Source organism: Zavarzinia sp. CC-PAN008 (assembly GCF_051903925.1).
Classification (GTDB): domain Bacteria; phylum Pseudomonadota; class Alphaproteobacteria; order Zavarziniales; family Zavarziniaceae.
Map to the genome: position 1 here is coordinate 660,372 of NZ_CP173678.1, position 25,975 is coordinate 686,346.

Below are 25,975 nucleotides of genomic sequence, written 5' to 3' on the forward strand. Positions count from 1 at the left end.
CCGGACGCCGGCCTGTGTCACAAGCGAACCTGAGCCACAAACGAAACCTGAGCCACAAACGAAACCTGAGCCACAAACGAAAAAAGGGGGGCCGAAGCCCCCCTTTCCGACTGACCGTCTGGCGACGGATCAGAAGCGCAGAACCGTGCCGAGCAGGAACTGGGTCGCGTCGTTCTCCGCCAGCGACTTCGCCACGCCGGTCAGGCCCGACCGGTCGGCATAGTCGTAGAAGTAGATCGCCGCGGCCAGATCGACGCCGGGCCCGAGGTTGTAGCCACCCGAGACGCCCCACGCATCCAGGCTCTGCTCGCCCAGATACAGGTTACCCAGCGGCGACTGCTCGTTCTTAATCTCGACAGTCGAGTTGATGTACTGGATGCCGACCGACCACGGGCCCGTGCCATAGGTCAGGCCCAGGTCGAAGGCTTCCAGGTCCTGGACATAGGCGCCGACGACGCGGTTGCTGTCGTCGCGGCCCAGGTTGTCCGCATAGTACGAACCGCCCAGGGTGAAGCCGCCCCACGCCACGTTCGCGCCGAAACTGTAGCTCTCGCGGTCCGTCACGCCGAAGCCGGGGGTGTTCGAGTCGCCACCGATGACGCCGTTGAACAGGCCGTCCTCGACGTTGCCATGGGCATAGGTGCCCGACAGCGCCAGGTCCACGTCACCGAAGGTGTTCGTGTAGTTCAGGCCGAGCTCCATGACCTCGGACTGCTGGCCCTGGTTGTGCTCGCTCTCGGTGAAGCCGGACGGACGGCAGCGCGTGCCGGACTGGTTGCCCGCCTTGCAGCCATCGGGAACGTACGACACGCCGAACTGGAAACCAGCGATACGCGGCGTGAAGTAGTTGATCTTCGTCTGGTCCGCCGTCCAGTTGTTGTACGTGGTGGCCAGCGTCAGGGCGTTGTCCGGGGAGTTCGGCCACCAGTTGGGCGAGTTCAGGCCCAGCGAGGCGCCGGCGGCCGGCGAGGTGTAACCCATCTGGGCCGCAACGCCGTCATGGTCACCGAACTCGATCGTGCCGAACGCGCCTTCGACGAACATGTAGGTGTCGTCGATCTGGTCGGTGGAGGACTGGGCCTCGAGCTCGACGCGCACGCCAAAGGTCAGGTCCAGCGTGGGCAGGGTGGTCGAACCCTTGAAGTGGATCTCGCCCTCACGCTCGAACGAGTGGTTGCGGCTGCCACGGACCGTGTTGCCGATCTGGGCACCGGTCGCCGGGTCGATCACCAGGCTGTCGTCCTGGTCGATGTAGGTGGCAAACGCACGGAAGTAGCCGCCCACCGACAACTTGATCGGCTCGGCCTCGGTCGCGTCCTGCGCCATGGCCGGCGCGGCGGAGATCGCCATGCCCATGCCGGCGAGTGCGGTGCTGCCGAGAAGAATTCTTTTCATACGACCCTCTTTCCATTCGCGTGCTTGCTACGTCGTGAGCAGCAAGCACCCGCTGCCCGAAGTGATTAGTTCTCAGGGGACGTAAGGGGTCAAGAAAACGCCTGCGCGCCCGCCGTCTTTCGGAATCCCGTGTGTCATCTCCGCAACAACGAAACCGGGCCGGACGCCGGCCGGCGCGGCCGGCCCCGCCCGTCAATCCGGCGGCAGCAGCCCTGCGGAGTCCAGCTGCCGGCGCACGGGCTCAAGCGCCTGGGCGTAGCGCCGCCAGCGTCCGACCGACCGGTCATAGATCGGCCGGTTCACCTGGTCCCAGCTGGCCGTCCGCACGAAGCGCGGATTGCGGTGGAAGTCGAGGCAGGCCGGATCCCAGTCCAGCCCGGCATGGGCGACGATGGCGCGGGCCACCCGCTCCGGCTCCGCCACCAGCGCCTCGTAGTCGACCTCGAGCAGGTTGAGCCCGGGCAGCGTGCGGAACACGGCCATCATCTCGGCATAGCGCCGGTAGAAGAAGACAAGGTCGTCCAGGTCGTCGGCATAGGCATGCCGCGTCCGGAAGTTCTGGAAATAGGCCGACAGGATCGTATCCAGTGGATGGCGTCGGCAATGGATGACCGCCGCGTCGGGCAGGGCCATCCAGGCCAGGCCCAGGTGCTGGAAGTTGCCCGGCAGCTTGTCCGTCACGACCGGGCGGCCCTGGGCCAGGGCGTCCAGCCGGGCGCGATAGTCGGCGGCGAAGCGCGCCAGGTCATCGGCACCCGCACGGGCCAGGCTGTCGGGAAAGGCGCCGCCCAGCGCCTGGCCCAGCCGCTCGCCCGCATCGGGCATGGCGCCCAGTTCGCCGCCGGCGGCAACCTGCGGGTGGCTGGCCAGGATCTGCTCGACCAGCGTCGTCCCCGACCGCACCATGCCCACGATCAGGACCGGCCGCACGCGGTCGCGCGGCGGCGCCAGACGACAGAGCGCAGGCTGGCCATGGGGCCCGAACACCTCCGTCACTCCGGCGACGTAGGCGTCATAGGCCAGGCGATCCAGCCGGGCCTGCGCCGTGGCGTTGCCGTCGGCATAGGCGGCAAAGGCCTCGTCATGACGCTCTGCCTCGTCGAGCAGGCGACCGCGCGCGAAATGGACCATGCGGCGCTGGTGCGGCGTCATCGCGGTGTCGCCCAGCGCGCTGTCCAGCAGGGCCAGCGCCTCGTCCCGCCGCCCGGCACGGGTGCCGACCTGGGCAAAGGCGAGGGCGACCGACGGATCGGCCGGACGGCGCCACAATTCGGGCTCCAGCAGGGCCAGCGCCTGCTCCGCGCGGCCCAGGCGGTCCAGCGTGCGCGCCTCCTGCGCCAGGGGCTGCAGGCCGATGGCGGGGGCATTGCCGCCCGGGCCGGCCGCCAGGTCGCGGGCGCGGCGCAGGGCGGGCAGCGCCTCCTCCAGCGCGCCGAGGTCGCGCAGTGTCGTGCCCAGCAGCAGCCAGACCTCCGCATCCTGGGGCGCCAGCGCCGCCGCGTCTCGGAACGCCGTGGCGGCGCCCTCCTCGTCGCCCACTGCCAGCAGCGCGCGGCCATGCGTCAGCGCCAGGCGCAGATCGCCTGGCGCCAGGCGGCGCGCCTGGGCCAGGGCATCGCGCGCGGCGACTTCGCGGCCCTGCTTGGCCGTCGCCTCGGCCAGCAGGGTCCAGGTGCGCAACTGGTCGGGGGCTAGCTCGCTGGCGTGCAGGGCATGGGCCGCCGCCTCGTCCACGGCACCGCTGGCCAGCAGCGCCGCGGTCAGGTCGAGCAGGGCCGAGACATAGCCGGGATCGACGTCCAGGCTGGCGCGCAGGGCGGCGATCGCCTCCTCCCGCCGGCCCAGCGCCTCGAGCACGCGGGCCCGGTTGGCCAGGAACACGGGATTGCGGTCCTGCACCGCGATTGCCTTGTCGAGCCAGGGCAGGGCGTCCTGCGGCTGCCCCGCCTGGTGGAAGACCAGGCCCAGCAGGTGCAGCGCGTCGGCCTGGCGCGGATCGGCGGCCAGCACCGCGCGATAGTGGCGCGCCGCCTCCTCCAGGGCGCCCTGCCGGTGGGCGGCGATCGCCGCCTGGAGCCGGCTGGCAATGGCCTGCCGCGCCGCCTGCGGCGAGGCGGGCGGGCGGTCGGAGGGAGAACCGTTACGCAAAGTCATCGGCCACGATGCCTTCCCGGCGTTGTCAAGAACGATGCCCCTCTATAGAACCAAGGCGCGGATGGGGCGGGAAGGCTGTCGAGGCGAGGAGAGTTCTGTCAATGGTCCAGCCAAGGTGGCGCAAGCATGGCAGGCGTGTGGCGTTGGGGCACGCGGCCGGGTCGTTCATTCCCAAGGGGTTGATTTCAGGCGTCGCGGTCTTGGCATTGGTGGTTTCGGGCTGCGGCACGGACGTGCCCGTGGAGCGCAACTACCCGGAGAAGATCGAGGGGTCCAATCGCTACAACCCCAATCCGACGGCACCGCAGGAAGGCCTGTTCGGGCCCGACGGCATCGTCCTGTTCGGCAACAGCAGCAACAGCGGCAGCGCGGCCCCCGGCCAGGGGATCGGCGTCAACGGCTTCCTGTGGCGGGCATCGCTCGACACGCTGGCGTTCATGCCGCTCGCTTCGGCCGATCCGTTCGGCGGCGTCATCATCACCGACTGGTACTCAAGCCAGGAGGCGCCGCAGGAGCGCTTCAAGGCGACCGTCTATATCCTGGACCGCTCGCTGCGCGCCGACGGCATCAAGGTGTCCGTCTTCAGGCAGCAGCTGACGCCCCAGAACACCTGGGTCGACACGCCCGTGAGCGCCGAGACCGGGACCAAGCTTGAGAACGCGATCCTGACGCGCGCGCGTCAGTTGCGCATCGAGACGATCGGCGAATAGCACGACCCGCCCCGGCCCCCTTGGAGGTGCCGGGGCACCAAGGCTCAGGGCAGGGAACACAGACGATGGAGCGGTACGACGCCGAGGCCACGGAGGCCCGTTGGCAGGCGGTGTGGGACGCGAAGGCCTGCTTTCGCGCGCGCGAGGACGCAAGCCGCCCCAAGTACTATGTCCTGGAGATGTTCCCCTATCCCTCGGGGCGCATCCATATCGGCCACACGCGCAACTACACGATGGGCGACGTGGTCGCGCGCGCCAAGCGGGCGCAAGGGTACAACGTCCTGCACCCGATGGGCTGGGACGCGTTCGGCATGCCGGCCGAGAACGCCGCGATGGAGCGCAAGGTCCATCCCGCCAAGTGGACCTATGAGAACATCGCCACGATGCGCGGCCAGCTGCAGCGCATGGGACTGGCCATCGACTGGTCGCGGGAGATCGCAACCTGCCATCCCGAATACTACCGGCATGAGCAGAAGCTGTTCCTGGACTTCCTGAAGGCGGACCTGGTCACGCGCAAGGAGTCCTGGGTCAACTGGGACCCCGTCGACCACACGGTGCTGGCCAACGAGCAGGTGATCGACGGCCGCGGCTGGCGCTCCGGCGCCATGGTCGAGCGGCGCAAGCTGAGCCAGTGGTTCCTGCGCATCACCGCCTTTGCCGACGAACTGCTGGCCGACCTGGGCACGCTGGACCGCTGGCCGTCCAAGGTCCGGCTGATGCAGGAGAACTGGATCGGCAAGTCGGAGGGCGCGCGCGTCCGCTTCGCCCTGTCGGACCAGCCGGCCGGATACGACCAGCCGCATGTCGAGGTCTATACGACCCGGCCTGACACGCTGTTCGGGGCGAGCTTCCTGGCGATTGCCGCCGACCATCCGCTGGCCGCGGCCGCAGCCGCGGACCAGCCGGCTCTCGCCGACTTCATCGCCGAATGCCGCAGCGCCGGCACCAGCGAGGCGGTGATCGAGGCGCAGGAGAAGCGCGGCTACGCCACCGGCCTGACGGTCACGCATCCGTTCGACCCGTCCTGGCAGCTGCCGGTCTATGTCGCCAACTTCGTGCTGATGGAATACGGCACGGGCGCCATTTTCGGCTGCCCGGCGCACGACCAGCGCGACCTGGACTTTGCCCGCAAGTACGAATTGCCGGTGCAGCCGGTGGTGATCCCCGCCGGTACCGACCCGGTTGCGTTCGAGGTGGGCACGGAGGCCTTCACCGGCGACGGGCGCCTGGCCTTCTCCCACTTCCTGGACGGGCTGGACGTGCCCACCGCCAAGAGCCGCGCCATCCAGGAGCTGGAGGCGCGGGGGCACGGCACCGGCACCGTCACCTTCCGCCTGCGCGACTGGGGCGTGTCGCGGCAGCGCTATTGGGGCTGCCCCATCCCCGTCATCCATTGCGCGGACTGCGGCATCGTCCCCGTGCCGGAGGCCGACCTGCCGGTGCAGCTGCCCGACGATGTGACCTTCGATGCGCCGGGCAACCCGCTGGACCGCCATCCGACCTGGCGCCACGTCCCCTGCCCCACCTGCGGCAAGCCGGGACTGCGCGAGACGGACACGTTCGACACGTTCATCGATTCGTCCTGGTACTTCGCGCGCTTCTGCTCGCCACGGTCGGACCAGCCGTTCGACGTGAACGCCACCAACTACTGGCTGCCGGTCGACCAGTACATTGGCGGGGTCGAGCATGCGATCCTGCACCTGCTCTATTCCCGCTTCTTCATGCGCGCGCTGAAGGCGGCGGGCTACCCGGTCGTGGTCGAGCCGTTCGCCGGCCTGTTCACGCAGGGCATGGTGGTGCACGAGACCTATCAGGATCCGTCCGGCACCTGGCTGGGCCCGGCCGAGGTCAGCCGCCAGGCCGACGGCACCATCGTGCGGACCGAAACGGGCACCCCCGTCACGGTCGGCCGCATCGAGAAGATGAGCAAGTCCAAGAAGAACGTGATCGACCCGGACGAGATCATCGCCAGGTACGGGGCCGATACGGCGCGCTGGTTCATGCTTTCCGACAGCCCGCCCGAACGCGACGTGGAATGGACCGAATCGGGGGTCGAGGGCGCGCATCGCTTCACCCAGCGCATCTGGCGCCTGGTCAGCCAGGTCCAGGGCCTGCCGCCCGTGGGGACGGCGCCCACGTCCGACGGGCCGGCCGCCCTGGCCCTGCGCCGCCAGGTCCACCGGGCGATTGCCGACGTGACGTCGGAGATCGAGGGCTTCCGGTTCAACAAGGCGATCGCACGCCTTTATGAACTGGTCAATGCGATCAACGAGGCGCCGGCGGACAGCGCGATGGGCCCTGCCCGGCGGGAGGCGCTGGAGGCGCTGGCCCTGCTGATCGCACCGTTCATGCCGCACCTGGCGGAGGAGGCGTGGAGCCGCCTGGGCCATGCCAGCCTGGTGGTCGATACGCCCTGGCCCAAGGCCGATGCCGCCCTGACCGCGGTCGACACGGTCACGATTGCGGTGCAGATCAACGGCAAGCTGCGCACGACCATGGAAGCGGCCAAGGACGCGGACAAGGCCGCGGTCGAGGCGGCCGCCTTTGCCCTGGAGCCCATCGTCCGCGCGGTCAAGGACCAGACCGTTCGCAAGGTCGTCGTGGTGCCCAACCGGATCGTCAACATCGTCCTGTGAGCCGATGCTTGCTTTGCGGCGCGGGTTGGGGATGCTGGCCGGGTCATGACCGATCGCCGTTCCCCTGTCCGCGCCGCGGCGCTGCTGACCGTCCTTGCCCTGGGCCTGCTGGTGTCGGCCTGCGGCTTCCGGCCGATGTATGGGCGGGTCGGCAACGAAAGCATCGTCCAGGAATTCGCCGGCATCGAGATCCCGGCCCAGGACGCCCGCGTGGCGCAGCGCATCCGCAATTCGCTGCTGGACCACATGACGCCGCGCGGCCAGCCGGACCGCCCGACCTATCGCCTGGACATGGTGCCCACGGTCTATATCGAGGGCCTGGGCATCCAGCAGGACGAGACGATCACCCGCTTCAATATCCGCATCGAGCTGGCCTACAAGCTGACGCGCGTGGCCGACCAGGTGGTGATGACCAGCGGCTGGACCCGCGCGCTGGCCAGCTTCAACCGCGTTGATTCGGAGTACGCGACGCTGTCGGCGCGCAAGGACGCGGAGAACCGCGCGGCCGTGCAGGTGGCCGAGGACCTGCAGACCCGCCTTGCCGTGTTCTTCGACCGCCAGCGCTCCGCCGCCGCCCAGTAGGGCCGCGCGCCCATGGAACTGAAGCGCGACATCGAGCGGGCGCTGAAGGCGCTGGATCCCAAGGTCCGCGTGGTCCTGCTGCACGGGCCCGATGCCGGCCTGGTATCAGAACGCGCGCGCATGGCCGCGCGCACGGCCTGCCCCGACCTCAACGACCCGTTCCGCGTGTCCGAACTGACGGCGTCCATGCTGGACTCCGACCCCGCGCGCCTGGCGGACGAGGCGGCGGCCCTTGCCATGCTGGGCGGCCGCCGCGTGGTGCGTATCAGCGGCGCCGGCGACAAGCAGGCCAGCCTGGTCGAGGGCTTCCTGGCCGCTCCGCCGGGCGATGCCCTGGTGGTGATCGAGGCGGGCGAACTGACCCGCCGGTCCAAGCTGCGCGCAGCAGTCGAGGCATCGCCCCGTGGCGTGGCGGCAGCCTGCTATGGCGACGATCCCCGCGCGCTGGAGGGCCTGGTCGACCGCACCCTGGCCGAAGCGGGCCTGAAGATCGACGACGATGCCCGCGCCTATCTGCTGCACCGACTGGGCGAGGATCGCCTGGTCAGCCGGCAGGAGCTGGACAAGCTGGTGCTCTACATGGCGTCCAGTGCACAGCGCACGGTCACGCTGGCGGACGCCGCGGCGACGGTCGGCGACACGCTGGGGGGCGATCTGGACGCCGTGACGGGTGCCGCGCTGGAAGGCCGGCCCGACATGCTGGACCGGGCCCTGACGCGCTGCCTGCGCGAAGGCATGTCGCCGATCCGGCTGCTGCGCGCGGTCTCAGGCCAGCTGCTGCGCCTGCACGTCGTCCAGGGTCGCATGGCGCATGGCCTGCCTTTCGACAAGGCGATCTCGGCCCTGCGCCCGCCTTTGCCCTATCCGGCCCAGGAACCGTTCCGCCGCCAGCTGGGGATCTGGACCGCGCCGCGCATCCTGCCCGCCCTCGACCTGCTGGGCGAGGCGGAGCTGAACTGCAAGACGACCGGCCTGCCGGCGGAGGCGATCTGCCATCGGGCCCTGCTGCGCCTGGCCGCCGGGATCCGCCAGCGCCGGCGCTGAACCGGGAACGCCGGCAGGGTCTGGCGCGTTGACGCCGCCATGACCGATGCAGCATCAGCCCCGCGCCGCCACACGGCGCAGGTCGAGCCCCAGGCGACCGACCTCGACCATCTGGACCAGGGCCTGATCGATCGGGCCCGGCCAGACGACCTCCCGCCCAGCCCGGCGGACGAGCGCCGCGACCTGGCCGAGCGCGCGGAAGGCCAGGCGGCCGATGCCGCCGCCCGCGGCGCCCAGGCCGGACCCGACGGCGTCGACGCCGATGCATCGGACTCGATCCAGGCTCCCGACCCGATCCAGGCGGAGGTGGCGGCCCTCGTCACCTCGGGCCCGTTCCGGGCGGCCGGGCATGCCGAGGACGGCCCCGACATGGCCCAGGTCTCGCCAGGCGAGGCCTGACGCCTCAGGCCATCAGGCCATCAGCATCATGATCCCGGCCAGGACTGCCGTGCTGGCCGGCAGGGCCACCAGCAGCACCAGGACCAGCGCCGTCGCCCCGCCGGGGACATCGCGATAGACCCAGCCCAGGCGATGGGCCGGGACACAGGACGAGGCCAGGGCGGCAAGCCCCTGCATCGCCAGGAACCCGGGCAGGCCGGCCAACACCATCGGTTCCAGGATCGCCCATGTGGCGCCCGGATAGGGGATCGCCCGCAGCGCCTGCAGCAGCGGGTCGGCGGCCCGGTAGAGGTAGATCAGCGCCGCCAGGACGCCCGTGTGCACCACCATGGTCAGCATGGCGACGCGGTACCGCGCCCCGAACGTCGCGCGGTGCGTGGCGCGCCAGTAGCCAAGGCGCAGGACCAGGGCCAGGACCGCGCCGGCGCCAAAGGCCTGGACCGCCAGGACAAGACCCGCGGGCACCACCAGCAGGCCATAGTCGATGCGGTCCCAGGCATAGGCCGGCTCCGCCTGGGCCCAGGCCCAGTGGCCCACCCACGATCCCGCCAGGCCACCGACCGCCAGCGTCGCCGCAGCGCTCGCCAGCGCCAGGGCAAAGCCAAGCCCACCGGCAAAGGTCCGGTACATCTGGCGTCGCAGGATGATCGCCATCACCACAAGCCCCGGGCCATGCATCACGGCGATCCCCAGCGCCACCAGCGCGGGCGACGGGGTATAGGGTGCGACCATCGCCAGGGGCTGGGCCAGGCCCAGCACCACCAGCGTCTCGTGATTGACCCACATGATCGCGGTCCAGACCGCCGACAGGGTCATTGACTGCTGCGCCAGGTCTACGGCGAAGGAGAGGACGAAGCCCAGCGCCAGGAACACGCCGATCGCCACCGCGATCGACCAGAAGGCTGCCTGGAAGGCCACCCAGTAGCCGCCCGGCCTTCCCCGCGCCCGCAGGGCCGCCGCCGCCATGATGACCGGTGCGCCGAACAGCGCGCCGACCGCCGCGGCCGCCGCGATCGACGCCACCAGGGCGGCCACGGCCAGGGCGACCACGACAAGGATCAGGCCGCCACCCCCGCCGCCACCGCCACCCCCGCCGCCGGCTGGCGCGGTGAAGCCGCCGCCGACGGGCTTGCCCGCCTCCTCCGTCCGCTTGCGGTCCTCCTGCCCGCGCTGGTACAGGGCCCAGTCGCCGCCGCCATAGCTGTGTCCGCTGCGTCCATCGAAATACGGATCGTTCGACATGCCGCCCCTCGCCGCCCCGGCCGCAGTCTAGCGGCGCCTGACCCACCGGTCATTCAGTGCACGGCAGGTCTGTGATCGCGCGCACGGGCGGCGGGCCGGCAGGCGAGCGCCCCCACCGCTTGACCCCCATGCGGTAACGGCGTACAAACCCGCCCTTCTGAGCCACGGTCGTTTCGATCGCGTCCACGGATGCCCGCCAGTCAGCGATGTTCGCCCACTGGCGCCGTTGGCGTTTGTTCGAACGGCATCGCCTCAGCCCTGGTGACAAAAGCGATGGCCCGCTGATGTTCGAGTCCCTTTCCGGTCGTTTGGGTTCGGTCTTCGACCGCCTGAGGAAGCGCGGTGCGCTGACCGAGGCGGACGTGAACGAGGCCCTGCGCGAGGTGCGCGTCGCCCTGCTGGAGGCGGACGTCGCCCTGCCGGTGGTGAAGGACTTCATCAAGTCCGTCCGCGACAAGGCCGTGGGCAGCGAGGTGCTGCGCTCCGTCACCCCGGGCCAGATGGTCATCAAGCTGGTGCACGACCACCTGGTCGAGGCCCTGGGCGGCGAGGGCGCGGTCGAGATCGACGTCGATGCGACGCCCCCGGTCGCCATCCTGATGGTGGGCCTGCAGGGCTCGGGCAAGACGACGACGACGGCCAAGCTGGCCCTGCGCCTGAGGGACAAGGCCCGCAAGAAGGTGCTGATGGCGTCGCTGGACGTGCGACGCCCGGCGGCCCAGGAACAGCTCAAGATCCTGGGCGAGCAGGCCGACGTGGCGACGCTGCCCATCGTGCCCGGACAGATGCCGGTCGACATCGCCAAGCGGGCGATGACGGCGGGCCGCCTGGGCGGCTATGACGTCGTGCTGCTGGACAGCGCCGGCCGCCTGCATGTCGACGAAGGCCTGATGGCCGAGATCGTCGCCGTGCGCGATGCGACCAGCCCGAAGGAAACGCTGCTGGTCGCCGACGCGCTGACCGGTCAGGACGCGGTCAACGTCGCCACCCAGTTCAAGTCGCGCGTCGGCCTGTCGGGCATCGTGCTGACCCGCATCGACGGCGACGGCCGCGGCGGTGCCGCCCTGTCCATGCGCGGCGTCACCGGCTGCCCCATCAAGCTGATGGGCACGGGCGAGAAGCTGGACGCGCTGGAGCCGTTCCACCCGGAGCGCATTGCCGGCCGCATCCTGGGCATGGGCGACGTGGTCAGCCTGGTCGAGCGCGCGGCCGAGACGATCGACAAGCAGGAGGCCGAGAAGGTCGCCGCCAAGGTCGCCAGGGGCAAGTTCGACCTGGACGACCTGGCCCAGCAGTTCAAGCAGATGCGCAAGATGGGCGGCATGCAGGGCCTGCTCGGCCTGCTGCCCGGCGTCGCCAAGGTCAAGGACCAGATCGCCAAGGCCGGCATCGACGAGAAGATGCTGAAGCGGCAGGAGGCGATCATTTCCTCCATGACGCCCTATGAGCGGCGCAATCCCCAGGTCATCGCCGCCTCGCGCAAGCGCAGGATCGCGGCGGGCTCCGGCGTGACGGTCCAGGAAGTGAACAAGCTGCTGAAGCAGCACCAGCAGATGCAGGACATGATGAAGCGCATGTCCAAGCTGGGGAAGAAGGGCTTCATGCGCAGCGGCGGCCTGCTGCCCGGGATGGGCGGTGGCGGCATGGGCGGGCCCGGCGGCTTCGGCGGCGGCGGCTTCCCCCAGTAGTTTCCCTTTCGAGCAGAACACCAGAACACCAGAACACAACAGCAAGAAGGTATCAGTCCCGATGTCCCTGAAGATCCGGCTGGCCCGCGGCGGCGCCAAGAAGCGCCCCTACTACAAGATCGTGATCGCCGACAGCCGCGCCCCGCGCGACGGTGGCTTCATCGAGCGCGTGGGCCACTACAACCCCCTCCTGCCCCAGGATCGGGCCGAGCGCGTGGTGCTCAACGAGGAGCGGGTGAAGTTCTGGATCGCGCGCGGCGCCACGCCGACCGATCGCGTCGCCCGATTCCTGGGCGCTGCCAACCTGGCGCCGGCCCCGACCATCCGCGAAACCCCGATCAAGTCCGCGCCGAAGAAGAAGGCGCAGGAGCGCCTGGCCGCGGAAGCCGCTGCCAAGGCCGCGGCCGAAGGCTGATCGTCAGACCCTGAACCGCCCAAGGTCCGGCCGCCGTGCCCCGTCCCCGTCCCAGCCTGCCGTCGCCCGCAAGGCGGCCCGCGCACGCACCGTCGCCCGCGATGGCGCGCGACGGCATGCTGTGCCTGGGCGCCATTGCCGGGGCGCACGGCGTGCGGGGACAGGTGCGGGTGAAGACCTTCACCGCGACGCCTGACGGTGTCGGTGCCTATGGCGCGCTCTCGACCGAGGATGGCCGCCGCTTTCGCCTGGTCGTGGAGCGCGTCATGGACGGCTTCGTGATCGCCCGGATCGACGGCGTCGGCGACCGCAATGCGGCGGAGGCCCTGCGCGGCACCCGTCTCTACGTCCCGCGCGCAGCCCTGCCCCAGGCCGAGGACGACGAGTTCTATCACGCCGACCTGCTGGGCCTGGCGGTGGAGGATCGGGCCGGAACGGTGCTGGGCACCGTGCGTGCGATCCACGATTTCGGCGCGGGCGACCTTCTGGAACTGGCGCTACCGGAGGGTGGCACGGCCCTGCTGCCGTTCACCCAGGCCGTGGTGCCGGTGGTCGACGTCAAGGCCGGCCGCCTGGTCGCCGAGCCGCCGGAGGGCTGGAACGCGCCGGCCCGCGCCGACGAGGCCGAGGGCCCGCAGGGCGACATGGAGGGCACGCCATGACCTGGCAGGCCCGCGTCCTGACCCTGTTCCCGGCCATGTTCCCGGGCCCGCTGGGCCTGTCGCTGGCGGGTCGCGCGCTGGAAGCGGGGGCCTGGCGGCTGGACGCGGTCGACATCCGCGGCTTTGCGTCGGGGCGTGCCCGCATGGTCGACGACACGCCGGCGGGCGGCGGCCCCGGCATGGTGATGCGGGCCGACGTCCTGGCCCGCGCGATCGATGCGACCCATCCCGCCGACGGCAGCCCGCTGATCTATCTCAGCCCGCGCGGCCAGCGGATCGACCAGGCCCGGGTGAAGGCCCTGGCCGATGGTCCGGGCGTCACGCTGGTCTGCGGTCGCTTCGAAGGCGTCGACCAGCGCATCCTGGACGGCCGTGCCGTCGAGGAGCTGAGCCTTGGCGACTTCGTCCTGTCGGGCGGGGAGCCGGCGGCCATCGCCCTGCTGGATGCGGTCGTGCGCCTGCTGCCCGGCACGGTCGGCGCCGAAGAGACGCTGGCGGAAGAGAGCTTCGAGGACGGCCTCCTCGAATATCCCCACTACACCCGCCCTCGCGTGTTCGAGGGCATGAGCATTCCAGAGGTCCTGCTGGGCGGCGATCACGCCGCGATCCGCGCGTGGCGCATGGCTGAACGCCGGCGCATCACGCGCGAACGGCGCCCGGACCTGTGGCAAACCTACGTTGAGAGCGAGAGGCATCCATGAACATCATCGACGTGCTCGAACGTGAGCAGATCGCCAAGCTGACCGAGGGCAAGAAGATCCCCGACTTCCAGCCGGGCGATACCGTGAAGGTCAACGTGAAGGTCATCGAAGGTACGCGCGAGCGCGTCCAGGCCTTCGAAGGCGTGTGCATCGCCCGCAACAATTCGGGCCTCAATGCCTCGTTCACCGTGCGCAAGATCTCGTACAACGAGGGTGTCGAGCGCATCTTCCCGCTGTACAGCCCCCGCATCGACTCGATCGAGCTGGTGCGTCGCGGCCGTGTCCGCCGGGCCAAGCTCTATTACCTGCGCGGCCTGACCGGCAAGGCGGCCCGCATCGTCGAGCGCAAGGACAAGAAGACGGACAAGCCGGCCGCGGCTGCCGAGTAAACTCGCCTGATATCGGCCAGGTCCGGACCGCCCCGCCCTCGGGGCGCGCGACGGACCCGGCCAGAGAGCATGGAAGGAGCACGCCCATGGGGGCGGCCAAGACGCTGTACGACAAGATCTGGGACAGCCATCTGGTCGAGGAGCAGGCGGACGGGACCGCCCTGCTCTACATCGACCGTCACCTTGTCCACGAGGTGACGAGCCCCCAGGCGTTCGAAGGCCTGCGCGTGGCGGGACGGCAGATCCACCGTCCCGACGCGACGGTTGCGGTCGCTGACCACAACGTGCCGACGACCGACCGCAGCGCCGGCATCGCCGACCCCGAATCGGCTCTTCAGGTCGCGACGCTGGAGCAGAACTGCAAGGACTTCGGCGTCGAGTACTTCGGCATGTCCGATATCCGGCAGGGCATCGTGCACATCATCGGGCCGGAGCAGGGGCTGACCCTGCCGGGCATGACGATCGTGTGCGGTGACAGCCACACCGCGACGCACGGCGCGTTCGGTGCGCTGGCCTTCGGCATCGGCACGTCCGAGGTCGAGCATGTGATGGCGACCCAGACGCTGATCCAGCGCCGGGCCAAGAACATGCTGATCAATGTCGACGGCCAGCTTGGCCCCGGCGTCTATGCCAAGGACGTGGTCCTGGCCATCATCGGCCGGATCGGCACGGCCGGCGGCACCGGCTATGTGGTCGAGTTCGCGGGCTCGACCATGCGCGCCATGTCGATGGAAGGCCGCATGACCGTCTGCAACATGACGATCGAGGCGGGCGCCCGCGCCGGCCTGGTGGCCCCCGACCAGACGACCTTCGACTACCTGGCCGGCCGGCCGCGCGCGCCCAAGGGCGGTGCGTTCGAGATGGCGGTGAAGTACTGGTCGACGCTGGCCTCCGACCCCGGCGCACATTTCGACGCGACCGTGGCGCTGGACGCGGCGGCGCTGATCCCGCAGGTGACCTGGGGGACGAGCCCGGAGGACGTGCTGCCGATCGACGGCCGCGTGCCCGACCCCGCGATGCACACGGACGAGGGCCTGCGCGCCCAGCACCTGCGCAAGCTGGAATACATGGGCCTGGAGGCTGGGCAGAAGCTGGAGGACATCGCGATCGATCGCGTGTTCATCGGCTCGTGCACCAATGCCCGGATCGAGGATTTCCGCGTCGCCGCCGCCTTCGCCAAGGGCCGCAAGGTGGCCTCGACCGTGAATGCCATGGTCGTGCCGGGTTCCGGTCTGGTGAAGCTGCAGGCCGAGGAAGAAGGTCTGGACAAGATCTTCATCGAGGCCGGCTTCGAATGGCGCGAGCCGGGCTGCTCCATGTGCCTGGCGATGAACGCCGACAGGCTGGAACCGGGCGAGCGCTGCGCCTCGACCTCGAACCGCAATTTCGAGGGGCGGCAGGGCCGCGGCGGCCGCACCCACCTGACCAGCCCGGCGATGGCGGTCGCCTCGGCCATCACCGGCCGCCTGACCGACCCGCGCCGGTTCCTGTAGGATTGGCGCCATGAACATGGACATCGTCCCCACGCCAACCCGGATGGTCGGCACTTACCGCCGTTTCGGGCTGCTGGGGCCGGTGTACCAGGTCGTGGACGTGGCCGATGAACTGCCCGACGGCGATGTTCTGCTTCACGTCCGGGTCCTGGAGTCAGGGGAAGAGTTGGACTACAGGTACAGCCGGGCGATCGACGATCCGCGGGAAGCCTAGTGTTCGCGATCGGGTTCGACCTGGTGGTGCGGGAAACGGAAGCCAATCACCCCGTCAGCGTCGCGCAGGCCTATGCCGATATCGGTGCCGTGCTGAAGGGCTATGGCTTCGATCGCATCCAGGGCAGCCTGTACGTCACGCGCCAGGACGATCTCGCCAACCTGTTCGCTGCGATCTCGGCCCTGTCGGCACTCGAGTGGTTTGCGCCATCGGTCCGGGACATCAGGGCGTTCCGGGTCGAGCAATGGTCTGATTTTACGCCGCTCATCAAGGATGGGGCCATCCGCGGCGGATTGGGTAGAAGGGGCTAGAGCCATGGAAAAGTTCACGAAGCTGGAAGGGGTCGCGGCACCCCTGCCCCTGGTCAATATCGACACGGACATGATCATCCCCAAGCAGTTCCTGAAGACGATTCAGCGGACGGGCCTGGGCAAGCATCTGTTCGATGAGATGCGCTATAATGACGACGGCAGCGAGAAGGCCGATTTCGTCCTGAACAAGCCGCAATACCGCAATGCAAAGGTCCTGGTGGCCGGCGCCAATTTCGGCTGCGGGTCGAGCCGCGAGCATGCCCCCTGGGCGATTGCCGATTTCGGTATCCGCTGCATCATCTCGACCAGCTTTGCCGACATCTTCTATAACAACAGCTTCAAGAACGGCATCCTGCCGATCATCGTGACGCAGGAACAGCTCGACGCCCTGATGGATGACGCCCAGCGCGGCGCCAACGCCATCCTGACCGTCGACCTGGAGGCGCAGGAGATCCGCGGCCCCGATGGCGGCGTGATCAAGTTCGACGTCGACCCCTTCCGCAAGCATTGCCTGCTGAACGGCCTGGACGACATCGGCCTGACCATGGTCAAGAAGCCGGCCATCGACCAGTTCGAAGCGCAGCAGCGCCTGAGCCAGCCCTGGCTGCAGGCCGGCGCCCGCGCCGCGGGCTGACCCCTATCCGATTGAGCGGTTCTGACATGAGCACTTCCGAGACGGGCCCGGCCCACAAGCTTCTGATCCTGCCCGGCGACGGCATCGGCAAGGAGGTCATGCGCGAGGTCCGGCGCGTCATCGACTGGTTCCAGCGGCGGCGCAACATCGCCTTCGAGGTGACCGAGGGCCTGGTCGGCGGCTCGTCGATCGATGCCCATGGCCTGCCGATTACGGACGAGACAATGGCGCTGGCCCATGCGGCCGACGCCGTACTGCTGGGTGCCGTCGGTGGGCCGAAGTGGGACAACCTGCCCTTTGCCATCAAGCCGGAGCGCGGCCTGCTGCGCCTGCGCAAGGAGCTGGAGCTGTTCGCCAACCTGCGCCCGGCCATGTGCTATGCAGCCCTGGCCGATGCGTCGAGCCTGAAGCGCGAGTTGGTCGAGGGGCTGGACATCGTCATCGTCCGCGAGCTGACGGGCGGCGTCTATTTCGGCGAGCCGCGCGGGATTGAGACGCTGCCCGACGGCCAGCGCCGCGGGATCAACACCCAGGTCTACACGACCGACGAAATCCGCCGCGTCGCGCGCGTCGCCTTCGAGCTGGCCAAGGGGCGCGGCAACAAGGTGACGAGCAGCGAGAAGGCCAACGTCATGGAATCCGGCGTGCTGTGGCGCGAGGAAGTGCAGCGTCTGCACGACGAGGAATTCCCCGAGGTCGAGCTGGAGCACATGTACGCGGACAACGCGGCCATGCAGCTGGTCCGGCGGCCAAAGCAGTTCGACGTGATCGTGACCGACAACCTGTTCGGGGACATCCTTTCGGACGCGGCGGCCATGTTGACGGGCTCGCTCGGCATGCTGCCTTCGGCCTCGCTCGGCGCACCGCGCGCGGACGGCAAGCGGCCGGCCCTGTACGAGCCGGTGCACGGCTCGGCCCCCGATATTGCGGGGCAGGAGATCGCCAATCCGATCGCCACCATTCTCAGCTTCGCCATGGCGCTGCGCTGGTCGTTCGGCCTGGCCGACGAGGCGACGCGGCTGGAGAAGGCGGTGGAGCACGTGCTGTCGGGCGGGCTTCGCACTGCCGACATCCTGCAGCCCGGCACCGCCAAAGTGTCGACCGGCGTCATGGGCGAGGCGATCGTCCGCGCCCTCGACAAGGTCACTATCTAGGTCCATATCCGCTCATAGCTCGCTCCAGGTCCCGGCGGGCCTGGGCGGGTGCCTTGGCAGCCCGCGCAAGCCGGCTGCAAGGCGAGCGAAGTCCGGGACCGTGCACGACGTGCCTTAAGGAGAGGTCGATGGGCTGGAAGGTCGCGGTGGTCGGTGCCACCGGCCAGGTAGGCCGCGAGATGCTGAACATTCTCGCGGAGCGTGGATTCCCGGCGGACGAGGTGGTGGCCCTGGCCAGCCCCAAGTCGATCGGGACCGAGGTCAGCTTTGGCGACCGCACCCTGAAGTGCAAGGCGCTGGAGGACTACGACTTCCGCGGCACCGACATCGCGCTGTTCTCGGCCGGCGCCAGGATCTCCAAGGAATGGGGTCCGAAGGCGGCGGCGGCGGGCTGCGTCGTGATCGACAACTCGTCCCATTTCCGCATGGATCCGGACGTGCCGCTGATCGTGCCGGAGGTCAATTCGGCAGCCCTTTCCGGCTATACGCGCAAGAACATCATCGCCAATCCCAACTGCTCCACCGCGCAGCTGGTCGTGGCGCTGAAGCCGCTGCATGACGAGGCCAAGATCCGCCGCGTCGTGGTCAGCACCTATCAGTCCGTCTCCGGTGCCGGCAATGCCGGGACGGAGGAACTGTTCAGCCAGACGCGCGCGATCTACGTCGCCGATCCGGTCGAGAACAAGAAGTTCACGAAGCAGATCGCCTTCAACGTCATCCCGCATATCGACGTCTTCATGGACGACGGGCAGACGAAGGAGGAATGGAAGATGGAGGTCGAGACGCAGAAGATCCTGGACCCGGCCGTCCGGGTCACGGCGACCTGCGTGCGCGTCCCCGTCTTCGTCGGCCATTCCGAAGCGGTAAACATCGAGTTCGAGAACCCGCTGGCCCCGGGCGAGGCGCGCGCGATCCTGCGCGAGGCACCGGGCTGCATGGTCGTCGACAAGCGCGAGGATGGCGGCTACGTGACGCCCGTCGAGTGCGTAGGCGACTACGCCACCTTCATCTCGCGCGTGCGGTCGGACAAGACCATCCCCGATGGCCGCGGCCTGTCCATGTGGGTCGTCTCCGACAACCTGCGCAAGGGTGCGGCCCTGAACGCGGTCCAGATCGCCGAAATCCTGATCGCCCGCCACCTCAAGAAGCAGGCGGCCTGACCAACCTGCACACTGACGGGGCCGCGCGTTGACGGGGCCCTGTCAGTCCCAGCCCTCCGTGAGCGCTGGAAAACACGCGTACGCCCGTGCGGCGCCAGACTGTGCAAGTCGTGCCCGGATCCAGGCGAAGTGGGTTTGAGCGATGGGCTCCGCGAGCGCCGAGACTGCGGCCCGGGACGTGGGCTCCGGACCATCACCCAATCCACCGGCACGGAACTGGCCGGCCGGCACCTGGACCGGCTGCGTCGCGCCCGGACTTGTTGCCTGCGGGGTCTGGGCCTGCCTGGCGGACGGACTTGCCGTACCGCTGCTTCCGTTCGTCATCGCGACCCTCCTGACCGCCCTGCCGATCTGGCTGGTCGCCGCGTGGCTGTCGGCACTGCGGCGGGCGCACGACCTGCTTGTCTTCGCCGACCGCTCGCGGTTGAGGCTGCTGCTGAGCGGGCGCTTGCGCGATGTCGTCTATTGCGGCGTTGCCCTGGCGTCTGGTGCCTCGATCTGCCTCTCCCTGGTCGGACGTCCGGAAACGACCATTCCGATCGCAGCTCTGACTCTTGGGCTGGTTCTGATCCTGGCACGGGTCCTGGCGCGTCGGTTCAGGACGTCGATCGCCGCCAATCATCTGCCCCGCATCGTGATTCCGCCCACGGTCTTCCTGAGCGGGCTGTGCGCGCTTGCGCTGGCCATGGTGGTGCGCGCCGTCGACGATCCGGGAACGGTCGGCGACGCGGTCGGTCAGGCGGCCGCCTATGCCGGCCCCAGTGCCGTCCTGAGGCAAACCTTTGCCGCACTCGCCATCGGCGAGGCGGTCCCGGCCTTGCTGACGGCGCAGTTCGGATTCTGGGGGCGGCTGGCGGCAACCCTGCTGTTCGAGGCGTCGGTCTGGTTTGGCATCGCTTCAGGGCTTGCCCTTGCCCTGGTGCCGGTCCGTGGCCTCACGCAGATCCTGGCCGTTGGCGGACAGGCGCGGCCGATCCACTTTGCGGTGGCCGGGTTCCTGGCGGCTATCATCTGCCTGGCGCTGGTGTCCGGCGCTGCGGACCTGGAAGGTCGTCTGGCCCGCTACGCCGACCAGCCTCAGCAGGATCGCCTGCCGCTGCCGACGGAACTCCGCACGGAGATCGAAGCAGTGAACGGCAGGGCCTGCCCCGTCGGCACGATCGAGCGGATCCGATCGGCCCAGGGACAGGCCGCCCGCGTGCGTGCCGATCTTGAGACCCTGAAGCCGGAACTGCGGACCAACGTGCGCGCCGTGTTCGCGGCAATCCGCTCCAGAATTCCCCAGTTCCTGGACTGGTACTACAGCCTGACCGCCGAATATCTCCGCACCTATGAGGCGCTGGTGGGCAACGGCGAGGCGTTCCTGCTGGCCGAACTGACGACCCGCCTGGACATCGGGAGCGCGACGCAACCGATGTTGGCGCAGGTCCAGGCGGCCAATGAGGCCCTGGATCGCGCCTTGGCGGCACAGGCGGCCCTGAGCGTGGAGGTGGGACAGTCCCTGGACCGGTGCACGGACATCCCCCCTGGCCAGACCCCTGTCGTCGTGGCACGGCTGGATGAGCCCCACCTTGTCCCGCGCTTCGAGGATGCCCTGTCCCTCAAGTCACGGCTGGTCACCGCCGGACTGGTCACGGCGGGTGGGGTCGTGGCCGAAATCGGCGGCGCCAAGCTGGTCTCGGGCGTCGCGGCGAAGATCGCGGCCAAGACCGTCGCCTCTTCCGCCTTCAAGGCTGCGGCCACGGCCTTGGCCAAGACCGCGGCGACCAAGGCGGTGTCGGTGGCGGGCGCCGCCGTTGCGTCGGGCGCGATCGTGGCGGTCGGGTGCAGCTGGGCAGGGCCGGGTGCCGCCCTGTGCGGCGTCGTGGGCGGCCTCGCAGGCGGCCTCGGCGCATGGGTCGCCACCGACTATGCGGTGCTGAAACTGGAAGAACAGGTATCGCGCGACGCCTTCGCGGCCGCCATCGCCGAGGCCGTTTCAGCCGAGGAAGCGTACTGGTTGACCGCATTGGGGCTGGACGACCCCCAGGAATGACGCGTGGGTCCAATCGGTCATGCCAGCGACGCGCGCGTGTTCCCGGTGCAACGGGATGAACGATATGTTGACAGCCGAGCCTTCTCTGGCGCACAGATACATCGCGCACGATGTTTCTGTGCGGAGGGGGATTTCCGGTGGCCGACCGCAACACCTATTCCTTGTCCAGCCTGCTCAGCGGGCGGGCCTTGCCGCGGCTGGCGGCGATCGCCGTCCTGCTGGGCGGTGTCACGGCCGCCTGGGCCGCGGCGGGCGGCTGGTTCTCGCCAGAGGCGCTGACGCCGGCGGGCGTCGTGGATGCGCTGGAGGGCACGACCGGGAGGCATGACGGCTTCCGCCGGGCCCATGCCAAGGGCGTGTGCATCGCCGGCACGTTCGAGAGCAGCGGCAATGCCGCGCGCCTGAGCAAGGCCAGCCTGTTCCAGGGCGGCAGCGTGGTGCCCGTGTTCGGCCGCCTGTCCCTGGCAGGGCCGGTCCCCGACATCGCCGATGGGCCGGATGCGACGCACAGCATGGCGCTGAACTTCGCCCTGCCCAATGGCGAGGCATGGCGCACCGCGATGGTGGCGATCCCCGTCTTTCCCTTTGCCACGCCTGAGGACTTTCACGCGCAGTTGCTGGCCAACCAGCCCGATCCCGCGACGGGGAAGCCGGACCCGGCGAAGTTCATCGCTTTTGTCATGAGCCACCCGAAGACGGCCGCCGCCTTCGCCGTGCTGCAGGGCCACGTCCCGGCGTCCGGCTTCGACAACGCGACCTATCACGCGCTGAACGCCTTCCGCTTCGTCGATGCGCAAGGCGTGGCGAGCGCGGTGCGCTGGACCATGATGCCGGTCGAACCCTTTGCCCCAGTCATCGCGAACCCGCCAGCGGACCGGAACTACCTGTTCGACGCCTTTGCCGAGCGGCTGCGCAAGGGGCCGCTGCAATGGCACCTGGTGGTGACCGTGGCCCAGGCGGGCGACCCCACCAACGATGCGACCCAGGCCTGGCCCGAGGACCGCGAGAAGGTCGATGCCGGCACCCTGACCATCCGCGAGATCGTGGGCGAGGCGCAGGGCGGCCCCTGCCGCGACATCAACTTCGACCCCCTGATCCTGCCAGCCGGGATCCAGCCGTCGGACGATCCGATCCTGAGCGCCCGGTCCGCCGCCTATTCCCATTCCTTCAACCGGCGCGAGGGCGAGGCCAAGCCCGCCAGCACCGTCCAGGTCCAGGCGGAGGCGCCCGCCGCCCCGGCAGGAGCGAACTGACCATGACCCATCCCACCTTTCCCCTGTTCTCCCGCATCCTGCACTGGCTGATGGCGGCGATGATCCTGGGCATGCTGTTCGTCGGCGTGGCCATGGTCACCTCGCTCAGCGACTATGGGCGTCTGGTCGCGCTGCACAAGCCGATGGGGATCATCCTGCTGGTCCTGGTGGCCGTCCGCCTGGTGAACCGCCTGTTCAACCCGCCGCCGCCCTTGCCCGAAGCCATGCCCGGCTGGCAGAAGGCGCTGGCCCATGGCACGCACCTGGCGCTGTATGCGCTGATGATCGCGCTGCCGCTGGTCGGCTGGGGCATGCTGTCGGCGGGCGGCTATCCGGTGGCCCTGGGCGGTGGCGTGGTCCTGCCGCGCATCCTGCCGCATGACGATGCCCTGTATGCGCAGCTGCGCATGCTGCACACGGCGCTGGCCTATGGCCTGTTCGGGGTGTTCCTGGCGCACATGGGGGCTGCCCTGGTCCATGCCCTGGTGTTCCGCGACGGCGTCTTCGGCAGCATGGCGACCCTGCGCCGCCGCTGAACGCATCGGCTCAGGAGGCGCGCGCGACGGTCGTCGGGGCCAGGATTAGGCGGTCGGCGGGCAGGTAGACGCGCACCGTCGTCCCCTGGTTCGGCACGCTGTCGATCTCCATCGTGCCGCCGTGCAGCTCGACCAGGCGCTTGGTCAGCGGCAGGCCCAGGCCGGTGCCCGCCTTGGTCCGGTTCTGGGCGTTGGCGACCTGGCCAAAGGGCTGCAGCACCACGTCGCGATCGTCCGGGCTGATGCCGATGCCGGTGTCCCGCACCTCGATCAGCAGGCGGTCGCGCGGCGCCAGGCCGGTGCTGACCGTGACCGAGCCGCCGGCCGGGGTGTACTTCAGGGCGTTCGACAGCAGGTTGAGCATCACCTGTTTCAGGCGCCGCTCGTCTGCGATGACCTGTGTCACCATGCGGTCGTGGCTGGCGCGCATGGTCAGGCCGTCGCGCTGGGCGCGCGGGGCCATCATGCGCAGGCAACCGGCGATCAGGTCGCGCAGGTCGACCTCGGCCTCGTCCAGTTCCAGGCGTTCGGCATCGGCCTTGGAGAAGTCCAGGACGTCGTTGATCAGCGACAGCAGGTGGCGCGCGCTGTCGCCGATGTCCTGGGCATAGTCGACCGTCTGCTCCCGCGGCAGGTTGCCCATGTGGATCAGGTCGGCAAAGCCGATGACGGCGTTGAGCGGCGAGCGGAGCTCGTGGCTCATGTTCGCCAGGAAGTGCGACTTGGCCTGGCTCAGCTTCTCCGCCGCCGCGCGCGCCTCGACCAGGGCGGCGTTGGCAGCCGACAGTTCGGCCGTGCGCTCGGCCACGCGGGCCGACAGCGTCAGGTTCAGGGTGCGCAGTTCCGCTTCCTTGGCCGTCAGGTCGCCGACCAGGTCACGCAGCGCCGACCCCAGTTCCGACAGTTCCGCCACGGCTGCGATGTCCGGCATGGTGGCGTCGCGCTCGCCGTTGCGGATGCGGGTCGCAGCGGCCGCCATCGCCTGGATCGGCCGGGCCAGGAAACTGGACAGGGCCCAGCCAAACACCAGGAAGACCAGGCCCAGGCCGATGCCCCACAACAGGACCGTACGGCTGATGTCGCGGGCGGCGCCAAAGGCCGTCGCCTCGGGCTGGCGGATCAGGACGTGCCAGCCGGTGCCGGGAAAGTGCCCCTCGCCCGTGCTGGCGACGGCCGCCGAGAGGTAGCGGACGCCATCGGTCCAGGCGTCGAGCGATGGGCCCGCGGCATGGCTGCCGAAGCGACGCAGGTCGCCCGTCGATGCCGCGAAGCCCTGGGTCGCGGCCAGAAGCTGGCCCTCGCCATCGACCACGGCCAGTTCGATGCGGCTGTCGGCGGGCCCACGGGCCAGGACCTGGCTGGCCAGGTCGCGCATCAGGCTGCTGTCGAGATAGGCGCCCAGCACGCCGCGACGTTCCCCGCGCGTATCCAGGATCGCCACGGATATGTCGATATAGCGCCGGACCACGCCGCCGGTGCGCGGGCGGTACTGGTTCAGTGCGGGCACGCCCCGGACCGTGCCGAAATAGCTGCTGGTCCCCGCGCGCCAGAACCATGCCAGGTCGCGGGCCGACGTGCTGACCAGTTCCCGCCGCGAGGCGATGCGGATCGCGCCGGTGGCGTCGGCATAGCCGATCCAGGCCAGCTGGTCGCTGGAAGCGGCCGCCTGGTCCAGGCGGCGCTGGTTGTCGGGGTTGACCGCCGTATCGGGGTCGGTGAACTCGCCGGCGAGGTTGCTGAGGTCGCGATAATGCTCGGCGATCAGGCTGTCGATCGACCGGGCGATGTCCGTCGCCAGGTCCTGCACCGCCTGTTGGGCCACGCGTTCCGAGGTCGTGGCCGCGTGCTGCCCGCTGACCGCGGTCAGCAGGAACACGGTGGCCATGGTGACCACCGAGGCAATCACGCCAAGCAGGACCTTGAGTCGGATGGGGCGCATCGACGCCACTATCGGGCGAAGCGATGAAAGAAAACATAACGCCCCGGATCGCCCCGGCGCCTGTCGGTCCCGCGGCCCCGCGCGGCGCCCCGGCCACCAGGACCGAAGGACCGGCGCGGGCCCCGGAGCGACTTAATCCGAAAGCGGAACTGCGGCCTCGAAATCCCAGCCGACAAGGATCCGGTCCCGCGCCTGGGGCGACGGCTCGCCCGGCTGGACCGGGGACTGGACCTCAAGCCGGCCGGCCGGCGTCCGGATGACGCAGTGTTGCCAGGCCCCCAGGAACGCGGCGCTTTCCACCACACCCTGGAGTTGATTCGGCTGCCCCTCCGCCCGGGCGCCCAGGTGGATCCGCTCGGCCCGCAGGGCAAGCGTCACGGGATCGTTGGGGCGCCAGGTTTCGTCGACCACATGCTGGGCCAGGACCGACTGCCCGACGCGCAGCATCAGCAGGTGGCCGTCACGCGATTCGACGACGCCGTCCAGGAAGTTGCTCTTGCCCAGGAAGTCGGCGACGAAGCGGCTGCGCGGCCGGTTGTAGAGCTCCTCCGGCCGGCCGACCTGGGCCAGCTTGCCATGCGACAGGATGGCGATGCGGTCCGACATGGTCAGCGCCTCCTCCTGGTCGTGGGTCACGTTGATGAACGTGGTGCCCAGGCGGCCGTGCAGCGCCTTCAGCTCGACCTGGAGATCGGCGCGCAGCTTGCGGTCGAGAGCGCCCAGGGGCTCGTCCAGCAGCAGCAGGGTCGGCTCGAACACCAGGGCGCGGGCCAGCGCCACGCGCTGCTGCTGACCGCCCGACAGCTGCTTGGGCATGCGGTCGGCCAGGTGACTGAGCTGGACCAGGTCGAGGGCCGCCTTCAGCCGCGGCGCAATCTCGGCCTTGGGGATCCGGCGCACAGCCAGGGGATAGGCCACGTTCTCGCGCACGTTCAGGTGGGGGAACAGGGCATAGCCCTGGAATACCACGCCGAAGCTGCGCTGTTCCGGCTTCAGTTCGTTGATGCGCCGGCCGTCCAGCAGGATGTCGCCGGCGTCCGGCACGACGAAGCCCGCAATCGCCATCAGGATCGACGACTTGCCCGAGCCGGACGGGCCCAGCAGGGTCATGAACTCGCCAGGGGCGATGTCCAGCGACACGCCGTCAATGGCGGCCAGGCGGCCATAGCGCTTGGTCAGGTCGACCAGGCCCAGGGCATGGCCGGGCAGGCGGCGGGCGCTCATGCCGG

Annotated in this window: 24 protein-coding genes; 19 read left to right on the forward strand and 5 right to left on the reverse strand. The window is 69.5% G+C overall.

Features of this window, described 5'->3' with window-relative positions:
• Nucleotides 1-129 precede the first annotated feature (129 nt).
• Both ACI6GS_RS03235 and ACI6GS_RS03240 read right to left on the reverse strand, forming a co-directional pair.
• The gene (locus ACI6GS_RS03235; RefSeq protein ID WP_439816339.1) at nucleotides 130-1,395 is read right to left on the reverse strand and encodes a porin; all 1,266 of its coding nucleotides are present in this window, start codon (nucleotides 1,393-1,395) and stop codon (nucleotides 130-132) included.
• A gap of 192 nt (nucleotides 1,396-1,587) precedes the next feature.
• Nucleotides 1,588-3,549 (reverse strand): tetratricopeptide repeat-containing sulfotransferase family protein, encoded by a 1,962-nt coding sequence (locus ACI6GS_RS03240; protein WP_439816340.1) that lies wholly within the window; start codon nucleotides 3,547-3,549, stop codon nucleotides 1,588-1,590.
• Between the two features lie 209 nt (nucleotides 3,550-3,758).
• Here ACI6GS_RS03240 and ACI6GS_RS03245 point away from each other — a divergent pair, with 209 nt between their 5' ends.
• From ACI6GS_RS03245 to ACI6GS_RS03265, 5 genes are all read left to right on the forward strand, one after another.
• Nucleotides 3,759-4,259 carry a DUF3576 domain-containing protein gene (locus tag ACI6GS_RS03245; protein WP_439817926.1) on the forward strand — a complete coding sequence of 167 codons (501 nt, stop codon included), beginning with the start codon at nucleotides 3,759-3,761 and terminating at the stop codon, nucleotides 4,257-4,259.
• Between the two features lie 65 nt (nucleotides 4,260-4,324).
• A complete protein-coding gene (gene leuS, locus ACI6GS_RS03250; RefSeq protein ID WP_439816341.1) occupies nucleotides 4,325-6,895 on the forward strand; it encodes a leucine--tRNA ligase in 2,571 nt (856 codons plus the stop codon).
• Nucleotides 6,896-6,940: 45 nt separating this feature from the next.
• The gene (gene lptE, locus ACI6GS_RS03255; RefSeq protein ID WP_439816342.1) at nucleotides 6,941-7,477 is read left to right on the forward strand and encodes an LPS assembly lipoprotein LptE; all 537 of its coding nucleotides are present in this window, start codon (nucleotides 6,941-6,943) and stop codon (nucleotides 7,475-7,477) included.
• A 12-nt stretch (nucleotides 7,478-7,489) separates the two neighbouring features.
• Nucleotides 7,490-8,521, forward strand: coding sequence for a DNA polymerase III subunit delta (gene holA, locus ACI6GS_RS03260; protein ID WP_439816343.1), 1,032 nt, complete (start codon nucleotides 7,490-7,492; stop codon nucleotides 8,519-8,521).
• 39 nt (nucleotides 8,522-8,560) lie between these two features.
• A complete protein-coding gene (locus ACI6GS_RS03265; RefSeq protein ID WP_439816344.1) occupies nucleotides 8,561-8,920 on the forward strand; it encodes a hypothetical protein in 360 nt (119 codons plus the stop codon).
• Nucleotides 8,921-8,932: 12 nt separating this feature from the next.
• Here ACI6GS_RS03265 and ACI6GS_RS03270 read toward each other — a convergent pair whose 3' ends face one another.
• Nucleotides 8,933-10,162 carry a hypothetical protein gene (locus ACI6GS_RS03270; RefSeq protein ID WP_439816345.1) on the reverse strand — a complete coding sequence of 410 codons (1,230 nt, stop codon included), beginning with the start codon at nucleotides 10,160-10,162 and terminating at the stop codon, nucleotides 8,933-8,935.
• A 284-nt stretch (nucleotides 10,163-10,446) separates the two neighbouring features.
• Here ACI6GS_RS03270 and ffh point away from each other — a divergent pair, with 284 nt between their 5' ends.
• The 14 genes from ffh to ACI6GS_RS03340 all read left to right on the forward strand — a co-directional run bounded on the left by ffh (nucleotide 10,447) and on the right by ACI6GS_RS03340 (nucleotide 22,807).
• On the forward strand, nucleotides 10,447-11,850 hold the full coding sequence (gene ffh, locus ACI6GS_RS03275) for a signal recognition particle protein (RefSeq protein WP_439816346.1): 1,404 nt from the start codon (nucleotides 10,447-10,449) through the stop codon (nucleotides 11,848-11,850).
• Nucleotides 11,851-11,911: 61 nt separating this feature from the next.
• Nucleotides 11,912-12,265 (forward strand): 30S ribosomal protein S16, encoded by a 354-nt coding sequence (rpsP, locus tag ACI6GS_RS03280; RefSeq protein WP_439816347.1) that lies wholly within the window; start codon nucleotides 11,912-11,914, stop codon nucleotides 12,263-12,265.
• A 116-nt stretch (nucleotides 12,266-12,381) separates the two neighbouring features.
• Nucleotides 12,382-12,927 (forward strand): ribosome maturation factor RimM, encoded by a 546-nt coding sequence (gene rimM / locus ACI6GS_RS03285; protein WP_439817927.1) that lies wholly within the window; start codon nucleotides 12,382-12,384, stop codon nucleotides 12,925-12,927.
• Nucleotides 12,924-13,628: a tRNA (guanosine(37)-N1)-methyltransferase TrmD gene (trmD, locus tag ACI6GS_RS03290; RefSeq protein WP_439816348.1), complete on the forward strand. Its 705-nt coding sequence runs from the start codon at nucleotides 12,924-12,926 to the stop codon at nucleotides 13,626-13,628. Before rimM ends, trmD begins: the two co-directional genes overlap by 4 nt.
• Nucleotides 13,625-14,017, forward strand: a complete 393-nt coding sequence (rplS, locus tag ACI6GS_RS03295) for a 50S ribosomal protein L19 (protein WP_439816349.1) — start codon at nucleotides 13,625-13,627, stop codon at nucleotides 14,015-14,017. The genes trmD and rplS overlap by 4 nt, the downstream gene beginning before the upstream one ends.
• An 86-nt stretch (nucleotides 14,018-14,103) precedes the next feature.
• A complete protein-coding gene (leuC, locus tag ACI6GS_RS03300; RefSeq protein ID WP_439816350.1) occupies nucleotides 14,104-15,510 on the forward strand; it encodes a 3-isopropylmalate dehydratase large subunit in 1,407 nt (468 codons plus the stop codon).
• Between the two features lie 10 nt (nucleotides 15,511-15,520).
• Nucleotides 15,521-15,724, forward strand: a complete 204-nt coding sequence (locus tag ACI6GS_RS03305; RefSeq protein WP_439816351.1) for a DUF5397 family protein — start codon at nucleotides 15,521-15,523, stop codon at nucleotides 15,722-15,724.
• The gene (locus tag ACI6GS_RS03310) at nucleotides 15,724-16,035 is read left to right on the forward strand and encodes a virulence factor (protein WP_439816352.1); all 312 of its coding nucleotides are present in this window, start codon (nucleotides 15,724-15,726) and stop codon (nucleotides 16,033-16,035) included. The genes ACI6GS_RS03305 and ACI6GS_RS03310 overlap by 1 nt, the downstream gene beginning before the upstream one ends.
• Before the next feature lie 4 nt (nucleotides 16,036-16,039).
• Nucleotides 16,040-16,669, forward strand: coding sequence for a 3-isopropylmalate dehydratase small subunit (gene leuD / locus ACI6GS_RS03315; RefSeq protein ID WP_439816353.1), 630 nt, complete (start codon nucleotides 16,040-16,042; stop codon nucleotides 16,667-16,669).
• 26 nt (nucleotides 16,670-16,695) lie between these two features.
• Nucleotides 16,696-17,823, forward strand: coding sequence for a 3-isopropylmalate dehydrogenase (gene leuB / locus ACI6GS_RS03320; protein ID WP_439816354.1), 1,128 nt, complete (start codon nucleotides 16,696-16,698; stop codon nucleotides 17,821-17,823).
• Nucleotides 17,824-17,951: 128 nt separating this feature from the next.
• On the forward strand, nucleotides 17,952-18,983 hold the full coding sequence (locus ACI6GS_RS03325; protein ID WP_439816355.1) for an aspartate-semialdehyde dehydrogenase: 1,032 nt from the start codon (nucleotides 17,952-17,954) through the stop codon (nucleotides 18,981-18,983).
• Nucleotides 18,984-19,125: 142 nt separating this feature from the next.
• Nucleotides 19,126-21,018, forward strand: coding sequence for a hypothetical protein (locus tag ACI6GS_RS03330; protein WP_439816356.1), 1,893 nt, complete (start codon nucleotides 19,126-19,128; stop codon nucleotides 21,016-21,018).
• A gap of 137 nt (nucleotides 21,019-21,155) precedes the next feature.
• The gene (locus ACI6GS_RS03335) at nucleotides 21,156-22,271 is read left to right on the forward strand and encodes a catalase family peroxidase (RefSeq protein WP_439816357.1); all 1,116 of its coding nucleotides are present in this window, start codon (nucleotides 21,156-21,158) and stop codon (nucleotides 22,269-22,271) included.
• A gap of 2 nt (nucleotides 22,272-22,273) precedes the next feature.
• Nucleotides 22,274-22,807: a cytochrome b gene (locus ACI6GS_RS03340; protein ID WP_439816358.1), complete on the forward strand. Its 534-nt coding sequence runs from the start codon at nucleotides 22,274-22,276 to the stop codon at nucleotides 22,805-22,807.
• A 10-nt stretch (nucleotides 22,808-22,817) separates the two neighbouring features.
• Here ACI6GS_RS03340 and ACI6GS_RS03345 read toward each other — a convergent pair whose 3' ends face one another.
• Entirely contained in the window at nucleotides 22,818-24,746 is a 1,929-nt protein-coding gene (locus ACI6GS_RS03345) for a sensor histidine kinase (protein WP_439816359.1), read from the reverse strand.
• Nucleotides 24,747-24,878: 132 nt separating this feature from the next.
• Nucleotides 24,879-25,970 carry an ABC transporter ATP-binding protein gene (locus ACI6GS_RS03350; RefSeq protein ID WP_439816360.1) on the reverse strand — a complete coding sequence of 364 codons (1,092 nt, stop codon included), beginning with the start codon at nucleotides 25,968-25,970 and terminating at the stop codon, nucleotides 24,879-24,881.
• Nucleotides 25,971-25,975 lie beyond the last annotated feature (5 nt).